Consider the following 13,057-nt stretch of genomic DNA (forward strand, 5'->3'; position numbering starts at 1 on the left):
CATCCCGGCCTTCCCCCAGAGGGGGAAGGAGCAATACCAAATACCGATCAACCGAAGCGGACGTACTCGAAGTCGACCGGCTGGCGGTTGATGCCCATCACCGGCGGCGAGATCCAGCCGGCGAACTTGCCCGGCTCCACCACGCGGCCCATCAACGATGCCACGAAAGCGAAGTCTTCGGCACTGGGCAACCACTCGTCGCGCTTGGCGGCCCATTCCACGTCGTTCACCACGCGGCCCTCGGGCGACATCTTGATGCCGGCGAGCGCGCCGATCTGGCGGTTGAACGCCTTGTGCGGCACCACCAGGCGGGTCGGGATGCCGGCTTTTTCCAGCACCTTGTTCCAGCGGCCCACGCCGGCCACCGAGTCCTTGATGAAGTCGTCGCGCAGCACTTCGTTCAGCGCGTTGAGCATCGGCACTTCCTTCTCGACGAGCTGGCCGTCCTTCACCTCGAGCACCTTGTAGGTCTGCCCCTTGAGCACGTGGTCGTCGGTGCGCTTGCCTTCTTCGTAGCGGCCCTTCAGGCCCGAGCTGTAGAAGATGGCGGCGTTGCTCGACTGGTCGGCGCCGAACAGGTCGATGGTCACGCTGTAGTGGAAGTTCAGGTAGCGCTGGATGGTGCCCAGGTCGATGCAGCCGGCCGCGCGCACCTTCTGCGGGTCGTCGGTCTTCAGCTCGTTCATGACCTGCGCGGTGCGTGCGATGACGCGCGACACGCCGCTCTCGCCCACGAACATGTGGTGCGCTTCCTCGGTCAGCATGAACTTCGTGGTGCGCGCCAGCGGGTCGAAGGCACTCTCGGCCAGCGCCGACAGCTGGAACTTGCCGTCGCGGTCGGTGAAGTACGTGAACATGAAGAACGCGAGCCAGTCGGGCGTGCGCTCGTTGAAGGCGCCCAGGATGCGCGGGTTGTTCTCGTCGCCAGAGGTGCGCTGCAGCAGCGCCTCGGCTTCCTCGCGGCCATCGCGGCCGAAGTGCTTGTGCAGCAGGTAGACCATGGCCCACAGGTGGCGGCCCTCTTCCACGTTGATCTGGAACAGGTTGCGCAGGTCGTACATGCTGGGCGCCGTGAGGCCCAGGTGGCGCTGCTGCTCCACCGACGCGGGCTCGGTGTCGCCCTGCGTCACGATGATGCGGCGCAGGTTGGCGCGGTGCTCGCCGGGCACGTCCTGCCAGGCCTTCTCGCCCTTGTGGTCGCCGAAGTGGATCTCGCGGTTGGCGTCGCCCGGGTTCAGGAAGATGCCCCAGCGGTAGTCGCGCATCTTCACGTGGCCGAACTGCGCCCAGCCCTGCGGATCGACGCTCACCGCCGTGCGCAGGTACACCTCGTGGTTGGTGGAGCCCTCGGGGCCCACGTCGTCCCACCAGTTGATGAAGTTGGGCTGCCAGCCTTCGAGCGCGCGCTGCAGCGTGCGGTCTTCGCCGAGGTTGACGTTGTTGGGGATCTTCTCGCTGTAGTTGATCGTGCTCATGGGGGTTCCTTCCGAATACACACAAACTCGGGACCGAACGCAGAAGTCGCGAAGGTTTCGCAGAAGCCGCAGAAGAAAAACCAGGGAAGGTTCTCGTGATTCTTCTTCTGCGGCTTCTGCGTAGCTTTTGTCTTCCTTCTGCGTTCGGCTGTTCTTGTCTCTTCCTGTGGTCCTGTATTTGCCTCAGACCCGGTTCAAATCGAAGCCGGCTTTCTGGCCGGTGCCGTAGACCTTCAGCGCGCCCTTCTCGCCGACGGCGTTGGGGCGGTTGAAGATCCAGTTCTGCCAGGCCGAGAGGCGGCCGAAGATGCGGGTGACCATGTTCTCCTTGCTCGCGAAGCGCAGGTTGGCTTCCAGGCCGGTGAGCGAGTCGGGCGACATCGCGGCGCGCTCCTCGATGGCGATGCGGATCTCGTCGTCCCAATCGATGTCGTCGGGCGCGGCGGTCACCAGGCCCAGCTTCAGCGCCTCGTCGGCATCGAGCGCCTTGCCGGCGGCGGCGCGAGCGGCTTCCAGCGGCGCGGCCTCTTCATAGAAGCGGCGCTGCAGGCGGCTCTGGTCGTTCACCATCGGGAAGAAGCCGAAGTTGAATTCGTCGAGCGTGAGCCTGGGCGCGCGCTCGGCATCGTCGGGCAGCGCGAGCATGTAGGCGCGGTCGGCCGCGAAGGCCAGTTCGGCCAGCGTGCCGGCGAAGCAGGAGCCGGCTTCGATCAGGGCGAACAGGCTGCGCGAGGACACGTCCAGGCGCGCCAGCGTGCGGCGCAGCGCGCCGATGGTCTCGCGCACCAGCCAATTGTCCTTGTTGGCGAGCATCACGGCGTCCGACGCGAGCACGGCGGCAGCGTCGCCCTCGGTCTTGAGCAGCCAGGTGCCGATGTCGAGCTCGTTGGTGCGCAGGTTCAGGATGGCGTCGTCGAGTTCGCGGCACATCGCCAGCGGCCACCATGCGGCGCCGGCTGCCTCGATGGCGGCGATGTCCGACGGCTGCGCGCCGGTGGGCGCCTTCACTGTGATGGTGGCGGTGCGCTTGCTGCGGTCGATCCGCACGTCGACGTTCGCGTACGAGATGCCGTCGGCGCTGTCGGTGCGCTCGACGCGGGTGAGCGCCACGCCCTTGGCGTTGGACGGGCGGTCGCTGCCGGCGGCGAGCTGCGAGGCGCGCTCCTGCACGGCGGCCGCGAACTGCGCGGGCTTGGCGACGGCGTCGACCAGGCGCCAGTCGACCGCACGCTGGCCGCGCACGCCTTCGACGCTGGTGCAGAAGATGTCGGCGAGGTCATGGCGCACGTGGCGCTTGTCGGTCACGCGGGTCAGGCCGCCGGTGCCGGGCAGCACGCCCAGCAGCGGCACTTCGGGCAGCGAGACGGCGGAGGAGCGGTCGTCCACCAGCAGGATCTCGTCGCAGGCCAGCGCCAATTCGTAGCCGCCGCCGGCGCAGGCGCCGTTGACGGCCGCGAGGAACTTCAGGCCCGCGTGCTTCGACGAGTCTTCGATGCCGTTGCGCGTCTCGTTGGTGAACTTGCAGAAGTTCACCTTCCATGCGTGGCTGGAGACACCGAGCATGAAGATGTTGGCGCCCGAGCAGAAGATGCGGTCCTTGCCGCTGGTGACGATCACGCTGCGCACCTCGGGGTGCTCGAAGCGCACGCGGTTGAGCGCGTCGTTCAGCTCCACGTCCACGCCCAGGTCGTAGCTGTTGAGCTTGAGCTTGTAGCCGGGGCGGATGCCGCCGTCTTCCGCGATGTCGAGCACGAGGCGCGCGATGGCGCCGTCGAAACTCAGCGACCAGTGGCGGTACTGGCCGGGTTCGGTGCGGTAGTCGACGCGCGGGGGCGCCTGGAGCGTGGTGGTGTCGGTCATGCGGAAGTCTCCTGTGGGGCAGTGTTCGGAAACCGTGAACAGGAAAGATAATGCACTTTCTTGCTCCGATGACATGCATCATGCTGCATGCACACAGGCAAGTCAATGCCTGCTGCACTTTTTTTCAGATTTCAGGAGTCCGGAAGGCGCCTAGACCAGTCCCATGGACTGGCGGACGGCCGCACGCAGGGCCTGGAAGCTCTGCGGGAGCGTCTTGCCGCTGGTGTCCACCGAGAGATCGGCCTTCGAATAGAAGGCGGCACGGCCGTTCAGGATGCGGCGCAGATCTTCCATCGCTTCCTTGCTTGCGGCCATCGGGCGGGTGTCGCCCTGCGCGGCCACGCGGCCCATGTGCTCCTCGGGCGCGGCCTGCAGCCATACGGTGGTGCAGTGCGCGAGCAGCTCGTTGAAGGTGGCCGGGTCGGAGACGATGCCGCCGGGCGTGGCGATCACCACCTCGCTGTAGATCTGCACCGCCTCTTCCAGCGCGCGGCGCTCGTAGCGGCGGTAGGCGTTGGTGCCGTACAGGTCGTGGATCTCGCGCACGCTGCAGCCGGCGAGCTTTTCGATCTCGCGGCTGAGCTCGATGAAGGGAATCTCCAGGTCCTCCGCCAGCATCTGGCCCAGCGTGGACTTGCCCGCCCCGCGCAGGCCCACGAGCGCGATGCGGCGGTGCCGCGCCGGGTCGACCGAGGCGGTGCCCAGCAGTTCGCCGATGGCCACGCGCACGCGGCGCAGGTCGGCCTCGCTGCGGTGCTCCAGCAGTTCGCGGATGAGCAGCCACTCTGGCGAGCTGGTGGTCACGTCGCCCACCAGCTCGGCCAGCGAGCAGTGCAGCGCGCCAGCCACCTGTTGCAGCACCAGGATCGACGCGTTGCCGATGCCGTATTCGAGATTGGCCAGATGGCGCTCCGACACGTCGGCCGCGACAGCCACCGCCTTGCGCGTGAGCCCGCGCTGCGCGCGCAGGTTGCGCACGCGGTCGCCCAGCGCCGACAGCAGCGGATTCTTCGCCTCCCCGGCGACGGCCTGGCCCGGCGCGCCAACGCCGCTTTCAGGCGCGGCGGCCAGCGCCGCGTCTACATGCTCGTTCATGCAATTCCTCGTTCTTCGCCGGGATTGTGCGCGCTCAGGGTAAACACCATAGATGCACTATATTGCTTGACACTCATTGTCTCGATGCTTATTGTTCGGCAACACGCAAGATACTGCACACACAGTGATCCTGCAAGGTAGTTCCAAAGTTCGAGGCCCCACGATGTCCGACAGCAGCAGCACTCCCGCCACCGGCAAGGAAGCACTTCACCAGCTGATCGCCGGCCTGACCGCCGAAATCGCCGGCAAACCGCTCGACGGCGAGCTCGACCGGTGGCTCAACACCCACCACGGCGCCGGCAGCGCCAGCTTCGAGCAGCTGCGCCAGGCCTGCATCGGCGGCGTCGCCGAAGGCTGGCTCTGCGAGCGCGAAGGCGGCGGCATCAGGTACGGCCGCGTCTTCAAGGCCGAAGACGCGCTGCACCGCTTCTCGGTCGACGTGGTCGACATGCAGGACATCGCCGGCCCGCACCACACCCATCCCAACGGCGAGATCGACCTGATCATGCCGCTCGACGGCGCCGCCGCCACCTTCGACGGCCGGCCCGCGGGCTGGTGCGTCTACGGCCCCGGCACCGCGCATCGCCCGACCGTGGCCAGCGGCCGCGCGCTCGTTCTCTATCTGCTGCCCGAAGGGCAGATCAAGTTCACCCAATGACCGAGCTTCTTCCCAACTACGTCGCCGGCCGCTGGCAAAGCGGTTCGGGCGCCGGTACGCCTCTTTTCGACCCGGTGCTGGGCACCGAACTCGCGCGCGTCGACGCCACTGGCCTGGACCTGCCGGCAGCATTCGCCTTCGCCCGCGAACAGGGCGGCAACGCGCTGCGCGCCCTCACCTACCGCCAGCGCGCGGGGCTGCTCGCGGCCATCGTGAAGGTGCTGCAGGCCAACCGCGACGCCTATTACGAGATCGCCACCGCCAACTCCGGCACGGTGAAGAACGACTCGGCCGTGGACATCGACGGCGCGATCTTCACGCTCGGCCAGTACGCCAAGTGGGGCGATGCGCTCGGCGACGTGCGCGCGCTGCGCGACGGCGACGCGGTGAAGCTCGGCAAGGAGCCGGTGTTCCAGTCGCAGCACCTGCAGGTGCCGACGCAGGGCGTGGCGCTCTTCATCAACGCATTCAACTTTCCCTCCTGGGGCCTGTGGGAGAAGGCCGCGCCCGCGCTGCTCTCCGGCGTGCCGGTGATCGTGAAGCCCGCCACGGCCACCGCCTGGCTCACGCAGCGCATGGTGAAGGACGTGGTCGACGCGGGCGTGCTGCCGGCCGGCGCGCTTTCCATCGTGTGCGGCAGCTCGGCCGGCCTGATGGATGCGCTGCAGCCCTTCGACGTGGCCTCCTTCACCGGCTCGGCCGAGACGGCCGCGGTGATCCGCTCGCACCCCGCCGCGGCCCAGCGCTCGGTGCGCGTGAACATCGAGGCCGACAGCCTCAACAGCGCCCTGCTGCTGCCCGGCGCCGCACCCGGCAGCGACGCCTTCAACCTGCTCGTGCGCGAAGTGGTGCGCGAGATGACGGTGAAGTCGGGCCAGAAGTGCACCGCCATCCGCCGCATCCTGGTGCCGTCGGAGCTGTATGACGCGGCGGCCGAGGCCATCGGCGCCAGGCTCGCGGGCATCACCGCCGGCAATCCGCGCAACGAGAGCGTGCGCATGGGTTCGCTGGTGAGCCGCGCGCAGCTGGATTCGGTGCGTGAAGGACTGGCGGCGCTGTGCGCGCAGGCCACCGTGCTGCACGATGGCCGCGACAAGCCCCTGGTCGACGCCGACCCGGCCATTGCCGCCTGCATCGGCCCCGTGCTGCTGGGCGCGCGCGACGCCGATGCCGCGCAGCAGGTGCACGACGTGGAAGTGTTCGGCCCCGTCGCCACGCTGCTGCCGTACCGCGACCTCGCGCACGGCATTGCGCTGGCGCACCGCGGCCAGGGCTCGCTCGTCACCTCCATATATGGAAGCGACGACGCGGCACTGGCGCAGGCCACGCTGGCGGTGGCCCCGAGCCACGGCCGCGTGCACGTCGTCAGCCCCGAAGTGGCGCAGGCCCACACCGGCCACGGCAACGTGATGCCGATGTCGCTGCACGGCGGCCCCGGCCGCGCGGGCGGCGGCGCCGAGCTGGGCGGACTGCGCGCGCTCGACTTCTATCACCGCCGCGCCGCGGTGCAGGCGAGCCCCGGCGTGATCGCCGCGCTCGGCCTCTAGAAAAGAACACGGCCGAAGGAGACAAGACCATGACCCCGCCCCCACGATTCAACTTCGCCGGACACCTGTTCGACCTCAACCGCGAACGCGCCGCGCGCACCGCCTACATCGACGACCGCGGCACGCTGAGCTACGGCCAGCTCGAGGAGCGCTCGCGCCGGCTGGCCGCCGCGCTGCAGGCCGCCGGCATCCGGCGCGAAGAGCGCGTGCTGCTGCTGATGCTCGACGGCAACGACTGGCCCGTGAGCTTTCTCGGCAGCCTCTATGCCGGCGCGGTGCCGGTGGCGGTCAACACCCTGCTCACGCCCGACGACTACGCCTACATGCTCGACCACAGCCGCGCGCAGGCGGTGCTGGTGTCGGGCGCGCTGCTGCCCACGCTGCAGGAGGCGATGTCGCGCGGCGGGCACGAGGTGCGCGCGCTCTTCGTGTCGCAGCCCGCCGGCGCGCTGCCCGAAGGCGCGCAGGAATTCGACGCCGCGCTCGCCGCCGTCGAACCGCTCGCGGCACCAGTGACCACGGCTTCCGACGACCCGGGCTTCTGGCTGTATTCCTCCGGCTCCACCGGCAAGCCGAAGGGCACGGTCCACACGCACGCCAACCTGTGGTGGACGGCCGAGCTCTACGGCAAGCCGGTGCTCGGCCTCACCGAGGACGACGTCTGCTTCTCGGCCGCCAAGATGTACTTCGCCTACGGCCTGGGCAACGCGCTGACCTTTCCGCTCTCGGTGGGCGCCACCGTGGTGCTGATGGCCGAGCGCCCCACGCCCGACGCCACCTTCCGCCGCTGGGTGGAACACAAACCGACCGTGTTCTTCGGCGCGCCCACGGGCTTCGCGGGCATGCTCGCCTCGCCCAGGCTGCCCGCGCGGGAAGCGGTGGCGCTGCGCATGTGCTCCTCGGCCGGCGAGGCGCTGCCGGGCGAGATCGCGCAGCGCTTCAAGCAGCACTTCGGCTGCGAGATCATCGACGGCATCGGCTCGACCGAGATGCTGCACATCTTCATCTCCAACCGCCCCGGCGACGTGCGCTACGGCACCACCGGCCGGCCGGTGGAAGGCTACGAGGTCGAGCTGCGCGGCGAGGACGGCCGCCCCGTGCCCGACGGCGAGGTGGGCGACCTCTACATCCGCGGCCCGAGCTCGGCGCTGATGTACTGGGCCAACCGCGAGAAGTCGCGCGAGACCTTCCAGGGCGGCTGGACCAAGAGCGGCGACAAGTACACCCGCGACGCCGACGGCTATTTCACCTACGCCGGGCGCAGCGACGACATGCTCAAGGTCAGCGGCATCTACGTCTCGCCCTTCGAGGTCGAGGCCACGCTGATGCAGCACCCGGCCGTGCTCGAGGCGGCGGTGATCGGCAAGGAAGACGCCGACGGCCTGACCAAGACCAAGGCCTTCGTGGTGCTGAAGGACGGGAGCGCGGCCACCGAGGACGAGCTCAAGGCCTTCGTCAAGGAACGCCTGGCGCCCTACAAGTACCCGCGTTTTCTCGAATTCGTGGGCGAGCTGCCCAAGACGGCGACGGGGAAGATCCAGCGCTTCCGGCTGCGCGAGAAGGAAAAGCAGGCGTGATGCACGCGCCGTCTTCCTCTTTCTCCCTCCCCCGCTGGGGGAGGGCCGGGGTGGGGGCATCGGCCTCCATGCAGGCACAGCCTTTGCGAGCGCCGCTTGCCCCCATCCCGACCTTCCCCCAAAGGGGGAAGGGGCAAACACCATGAGCACCGACTTCGCCACCATCACCTGGCGCAACCGCGAGGTGAGCATCGAATGCCAGTGGATCGCGCCCGAGCGCACCACTGCGCCGCTCGTCGTGTTCCTGCACGAGGGCCTGGGCTCGGTCGCGATGTGGAAGGACTTTCCCACCCGGCTGTGCGAAGCCGCCGGCGTGCGCGGCCTCGTGTTCTCGCGCCCCGGCTACGGCCGCTCCACGCCGCGCGCGGACGACGAGATCTGGGACGTCGACTTCATGCACCGCCAGGCGCACGAGGTGCTGCCCGCCCTCTTCGCCGCGCTCGGCCTCGGCGACCAGAAACCCTGGCTCTTCGGCCACAGCGACGGCGGCTCGATCTCGCTGCTGCATGCCTCGCGCTTTCCCGACAAGGTGGCCGGCCTCGTGGTGCTGGCGCCGCACATCTTCGTGGAGGACGTGACGGTGGCGAACATCGAGAACGCGCGCACCGCCTACCTCGGCACCGACCTGCCGCAGAAGCTGGGCCGCTATCACGACAGCGCCGACTCCGCCTTCTGGGGCTGGAACCGCATCTGGCTGCACCCGCCATTTCGCGACTGGAACATCGAGCGCGAACTCGACACCATCCGCTGCCCCGTGCTCGCCGTGCAGGGCATCGACGACGAGTACGGCACCCTCGCGCAGATCCGCGGCATCGCCGCGCGCGTGGATGGATGCGAGCTGCTGGAAATCCCTCAATGCGGGCATTCCCCGCATCGCGATCAGCCGGATCGTGTCATCGTCGCGGCCACTTCCTTCATCACCAGAAATCGGAGAGAGACACCATGACCATTCGCAGCACCGCCCGCCTCGCCTTCACGGCCATCGCCCTCGCCTCGCTGGCGGCGGCCGCCGGCGCCCAGGGCACGGGCAAGCTCAAGGTCGGCCTGATGCTGCCCTACAGCGGCACCTACACCGCCCTGGGCGTGGCCATCGAGAACGGCTTCAAGCTGTACGTCGACGAGCAGGGCGGCAAGCTCGCCGGCCGCGAGATCGAATACTTCAAGGTCGACGACGAGTCCGACCCGGCCAAGGCCACCGACAACGTCAACAAGCTCATCAAGCGCGACAACGTCGACGTGATCGTCGGCACCGTGCACTCCGGCGTGGCCATGGCCATGGCCAAGGCCGCCAAGGAAAGCGGCACCGTGCTGATCGTGCCCAATGCCGGCGCCGACGCAGTGACGGGCCCGATGTGCGCTCCCAACATCTTCCGCAGCTCGTTCAGCAACTGGCAGCCGGCCTACGCCATGGGCGAGGTGGCGGCCAAGCAGCAGGGCAAGAAGAAGGCGATGACCATCACCTGGAAGTACGCCGCGGGCGACGAGTCGGTCGCCGGCTTCAAGGAAGGCTTCGAGAAGAACGGCGGCAAGGTCGACAAGCAGCTCACCCTGCCCTTCCCCAACGTGGAGTTCCAGGCGCTGCTGACCGAGATCGCGGCCGCCAAGCCCGATGCGGTGTACGCCTTCTTCGCGGGCGGCGGCGCGGTGAAGTTCGTCAAGGACTACCAGGCCGCCGGCCTGAACAAGACCATCCCGCTGTACGGCCCCGGCTTCCTGACCGACGGCACGCTCGACGCGCAGGGCGACTCGGCCCAGGGCATGCTGACCACGCTGCACTACGCCGACGGCCTGAACACCGCTCGCGACAACGCCTTCCGCGTGGCGTACGCCAAGTCGTTCAAGCTGCAGCCCGACGTGTACGCCGTGCAGGGCTACGACGCCGCCCAGATGCTGGGCGTTGGCCTGAACGCCACCAAGGGCGACATCTCGAAGAAGGCCGAGTTCGCGGCCGCCGTCGAGAAGGCCAGGATCGACAGCCCGCGCGGCGCGTTCACCGTGAGCAAGTCGCACAACCCGGTGCAGGACATCTACCTGCGCAAGGTGGAGGGCAAGGAGAACAAGCTGGTGAGCACGGCCATCAAGGGCCTCGCCGATCCGGCCCGCGGCTGCAGGATGTAAGCACACCCCCAGGCTTCGCGCACTTCGTGTGCTGCGCCAACCCCCTTGCAGGGGGCGACACCTGCGGCCCGGCAAAGCCGGTTCCGCGGTGTCCCGCGCAACGCACGCCTATTGAACAACGATACCGCCCAGAGAGAACCCCCTCGTGGATTTCGGAACCTTCCTGGTCCAGTGCCTGAACTCGGTTCAGTACGGACTGCTTCTCTTCCTCGTGGCCTCGGGGCTGACGCTGATCTTCGGGATCATGGGCGTCATCAACCTCGCCCACGGGAGCTTCTACATGATCGGCGCCTACATGGCGTTCTCGCTCGCGCCGCTGTTCGGCGATCAGTTTCTGCTGATGCTGGTGGCCGGCGTGGTGCTGGCGGCCGTCTTCGGCTACCTGCTCGAATGGGCCTTCTTCAGCTACCTCTACCAGCGTGACCACCTGCAGCAGGTGCTCATGACCTACGGCCTGATCCTGGTGTTCGAGGAGCTGCGCTCCATCCTGGTGGGCAACGACGTGCACGGCGTGAAGGTGCCCGCGTGGCTCGACGGCAGCTTCGCGCTGGGCAGCGTGATGAGCTATCCGTGGTACCGCCTCTTCGCCTCGGCCGCCTGCATCGTGCTGGCCGTGGGCCTGTACTGGGTGGTGAACCGCACGCGCCTGGGCATGATGATCCGCGCCGGCGCGAGCAACCGCGACATGGTGCGCGGACTGGGCATCGACGTGAAGCGGCTCTACCGCATCGTGTTCGCCGCCGGTGTGGCGCTCGCCGCGCTGGCCGGCATGATCGCCGCGCCGATGTCCTCGGTGTATCCGAACATGGGCGCGAGCGTGCTCATCATCTGCTTCGTGCTGGTGGTGATCGGCGGCATCGGCTCCATCACCGGGGCGCTGGTGGCCTCGCTGCTGGTGGGCTTCGTCGACACCTTCGGCAAGGTGTTCTTCGCCGACTTGAGCGGCATCGGCATCTACCTGCTGATGGCCATCGTGCTCATCTGGAAGCCCGAGGGGCTGATGGGGAGGCGGCCATGACAGCCATGAAGAAGAGCGCCTTCCTGCTGCCCGTGGCCTGCGCGGTCGCCGTCGGCATCGCCGGCCCGTTCATGGGCAACTACGCATCGGACTTCATCGTGAAGGTGATGATCCTGTCGATCTTCGCGCTGAGCCTGGAGCTGCTGGTGGGCATGACCGGCCTCGTGAGCCTGGGCCACGCGGCCTTCTACGGCATCGGTGCCTACGTGACGGTGCTGGCCTCGGGCAACGAGGGTGGCAACTTCGCGCTGCTGCTGCCGGCCGCCATGGGCGTTGCGGCGCTCTATGCGCTCTTCGTCGGCGCTTTAAGCCTGCGCACGCGCGGCGTGTACTTCATCATGGTGACGCTCGCCTTCGCGCAGATGGCCTTCTTCGTGTTCCACGACACCAAGGTGGGCGGCGGCAGCGACGGCATCTACATGTACGTGCGGCCCGCCATCGGCGCGCTCGACATGGAGAACCGCACGGTGCTGTTCTACGTGGTGCTGGCCTCGCTGGTGTTCACCTACGCCCTGCTGGCGCTCATCCGGCGATCGCGCTTCGGCGCGGCGCTGGCGGGCATCCGCGTGAACGAGCAGCGCATGCGCGCCGCCGGCTTCGCTGTGTACGGCTACAAGCTCGCGGCCTTCGTGCTGGCGGGTGCGCTGGCCGGGCTCGCGGGCTTCCTGCTCGCCTCGCGCGACGGCGTGGTCAACCCCGAGCTGATGGCCTGGCACAACTCGGGCGAGGTGCTGCTGATGGTGATCCTCGGCGGTCTCGGTCACCTGCGCGGCGCGGTGATCGGTGCCGTGGCGTTCACGCTGCTGAAGGAAATCTTCTCCACGCACGCGGTGATGGGCCCGCTGGCCGACCACTGGCAGCTGACGCTGGGGCTCACGATCATCGTGTTCGTGGCACTGCTGCCCAAGGGCCTGATCGGCCTGGTGCAACGTTTGTCGCCGAAGGGGGCCGCATGACGACGACCACCACCGCACTGCTCTCCGTCGAGAAGCTCACGCGCCGCTTCGGCGGCCTCACGGCCGTCAACGGCGTCACGCTCGACCTGCACGTGGGCGAGGTGCATGCCGTGATCGGCACCAACGGCGCCGGCAAGTCGACGCTCATCAACATGCTCTCGGGCGAGATCGAGGCGAGCGAGGGCCGCATCACGCTCGATGGCACGGACATCACAGGCCGCGCGCAATGGAAGCGCGCGCGCGACGGCGTGGGCCGCAGCTACCAGCGCACCACCATCTTCCCGGAGTTCAGCGTGCACGAGAACTGCCGGCTCGCCGCGCAGGCCGCCACGCCGAAGCCCTGGGCCTTCTGGGAGTCGTCGCGCGGCTGCGCGACCAGTAGTGCCTCGGCCGACGCTGCGCTGGAGGCCGCCGGCCTCGCGCACGAGGCGCAGCGCATCGCCGGCACCATGAGCCACGGTGCGCAGCGCCAGCTCGAAGTGGCGATGTGCCTGGCCACCAACCCGCGCGTGCTGCTGCTCGACGAGCCCCTCGCCGGCATGGGCGCCGAGGAAACCGACCGCATGCTCACGCTGCTCGCGCGGCTGAAAGCCACGCACGCGATCCTGCTGGTGGAGCACGACATGGACGCCGTGTTCCGCATCGCCGACCGCATCACCGTGATGGTGAACGGTGCGGTCATCGCCACGGGCACGCCTCAGGAAATCCGCGAGAACCCGGAAGTGCGCACGGCCTATCTCGGAGACCACTGAC

At 68.3% G+C, this 13,057-nt stretch carries 11 protein-coding genes; 8 read left to right on the forward strand and 3 right to left on the reverse strand.

Features of this window, described 5'->3' with window-relative positions; all coding sequences use genetic code 11:
- Positions 1 to 47 precede the first annotated feature (47 nt).
- The 3 genes from boxB to EJP67_RS06025 form a co-directional block, all read right to left on the reverse strand.
- A complete protein-coding gene (boxB, locus tag EJP67_RS06015; RefSeq protein ID WP_126020605.1) occupies positions 48 to 1,475 on the reverse strand; it encodes a benzoyl-CoA 2,3-epoxidase subunit BoxB in 1,428 nt (475 codons plus the stop codon).
- A gap of 183 nt (positions 1,476 to 1,658) precedes the next feature.
- The gene (gene boxC / locus EJP67_RS06020; protein ID WP_126020607.1) at positions 1,659 to 3,335 is read right to left on the reverse strand and encodes a 2,3-epoxybenzoyl-CoA dihydrolase; all 1,677 of its coding nucleotides are present in this window, start codon (positions 3,333 to 3,335) and stop codon (positions 1,659 to 1,661) included.
- A 150-nt stretch (positions 3,336 to 3,485) separates the two neighbouring features.
- Entirely contained in the window at positions 3,486 to 4,430 is a 945-nt protein-coding gene (locus EJP67_RS06025) for a helix-turn-helix transcriptional regulator (RefSeq protein ID WP_126020609.1), read from the reverse strand.
- 163 nt (positions 4,431 to 4,593) lie between these two features.
- On the opposite strand from EJP67_RS06025, the gene EJP67_RS06030 reads away from it, so the two are divergent.
- The 8 genes from EJP67_RS06030 (at position 4,594) to EJP67_RS06065 (ending at position 13,056) form a co-directional block, all read left to right on the forward strand.
- A complete protein-coding gene (locus EJP67_RS06030; protein WP_126020611.1) occupies positions 4,594 to 5,088 on the forward strand; it encodes a DUF4863 family protein in 495 nt (164 codons plus the stop codon).
- Positions 5,085 to 6,635 carry a 3,4-dehydroadipyl-CoA semialdehyde dehydrogenase gene (locus EJP67_RS06035; protein WP_126020613.1) on the forward strand — a complete coding sequence of 517 codons (1,551 nt, stop codon included), beginning with the start codon at positions 5,085 to 5,087 and terminating at the stop codon, positions 6,633 to 6,635. Before EJP67_RS06030 ends, EJP67_RS06035 begins: the two co-directional genes overlap by 4 nt.
- Positions 6,636 to 6,664: 29 nt before the next feature.
- Positions 6,665 to 8,212, forward strand: a complete 1,548-nt coding sequence (locus EJP67_RS06040; RefSeq protein WP_126020615.1) for a benzoate-CoA ligase family protein — start codon at positions 6,665 to 6,667, stop codon at positions 8,210 to 8,212.
- Between the two features lie 142 nt (positions 8,213 to 8,354).
- Positions 8,355 to 9,158, forward strand: a complete 804-nt coding sequence (locus tag EJP67_RS06045; protein WP_126020617.1) for an alpha/beta fold hydrolase — start codon at positions 8,355 to 8,357, stop codon at positions 9,156 to 9,158.
- Positions 9,155 to 10,330, forward strand: a complete 1,176-nt coding sequence (locus EJP67_RS06050) for an ABC transporter substrate-binding protein (protein WP_126020619.1) — start codon at positions 9,155 to 9,157, stop codon at positions 10,328 to 10,330. The genes EJP67_RS06045 and EJP67_RS06050 overlap by 4 nt, the downstream gene beginning before the upstream one ends.
- Before the next feature lie 145 nt (positions 10,331 to 10,475).
- The gene (locus EJP67_RS06055) at positions 10,476 to 11,348 is read left to right on the forward strand and encodes a branched-chain amino acid ABC transporter permease (protein ID WP_126020622.1); all 873 of its coding nucleotides are present in this window, start codon (positions 10,476 to 10,478) and stop codon (positions 11,346 to 11,348) included.
- Entirely contained in the window at positions 11,345 to 12,304 is a 960-nt protein-coding gene (locus EJP67_RS06060; RefSeq protein WP_126020624.1) for a branched-chain amino acid ABC transporter permease, read from the forward strand. Before EJP67_RS06055 ends, EJP67_RS06060 begins: the two co-directional genes overlap by 4 nt.
- Positions 12,301 to 13,056, forward strand: coding sequence for an ABC transporter ATP-binding protein (locus EJP67_RS06065; RefSeq protein WP_126020626.1), 756 nt, complete (start codon positions 12,301 to 12,303; stop codon positions 13,054 to 13,056). The genes EJP67_RS06060 and EJP67_RS06065 overlap by 4 nt, the downstream gene beginning before the upstream one ends.
- Position 13,057: the final 1 nt, after the last annotated feature.

The sequence above is a fragment of the Variovorax guangxiensis genome, from assembly GCF_003952165.1.
GTDB lineage: Bacteria > Pseudomonadota > Gammaproteobacteria > Burkholderiales > Burkholderiaceae_C > Variovorax > Variovorax guangxiensis.

Excerpts from the sequence above, each read along its gene's own strand:
- EJP67_RS06050 (WP_126020619.1), top strand. The coding sequence starts at position 9,155 with ATGACCATTCGCAGCACCGCCCGCCTCGCCTTCACGGCCATCGCCCTC.
- EJP67_RS06030 (WP_126020611.1), top strand. The coding sequence starts at position 4,594 with ATGTCCGACAGCAGCAGCACTCCCGCCACCGGCAAGGAAGCACTTCAC.
- boxB (WP_126020605.1), bottom strand. The coding sequence starts at position 1,475 with ATGAGCACGATCAACTACAGCGAGAAGATCCCCAACAACGTCAACCTC.
- EJP67_RS06060 (WP_126020624.1), top strand. The coding sequence starts at position 11,345 with ATGACAGCCATGAAGAAGAGCGCCTTCCTGCTGCCCGTGGCCTGCGCG.
- EJP67_RS06040 (WP_126020615.1), top strand. The coding sequence starts at position 6,665 with ATGACCCCGCCCCCACGATTCAACTTCGCCGGACACCTGTTCGACCTC.
- EJP67_RS06045 (WP_126020617.1), top strand. The coding sequence starts at position 8,355 with ATGAGCACCGACTTCGCCACCATCACCTGGCGCAACCGCGAGGTGAGC.
- EJP67_RS06025 (WP_126020609.1), bottom strand. The coding sequence starts at position 4,430 with ATGAACGAGCATGTAGACGCGGCGCTGGCCGCCGCGCCTGAAAGCGGC.
- EJP67_RS06035 (WP_126020613.1), top strand. The coding sequence starts at position 5,085 with ATGACCGAGCTTCTTCCCAACTACGTCGCCGGCCGCTGGCAAAGCGGT.
- EJP67_RS06065 (WP_126020626.1), top strand. The coding sequence starts at position 12,301 with ATGACGACGACCACCACCGCACTGCTCTCCGTCGAGAAGCTCACGCGC.
- boxC (WP_126020607.1), bottom strand. The coding sequence starts at position 3,335 with ATGACCGACACCACCACGCTCCAGGCGCCCCCGCGCGTCGACTACCGC.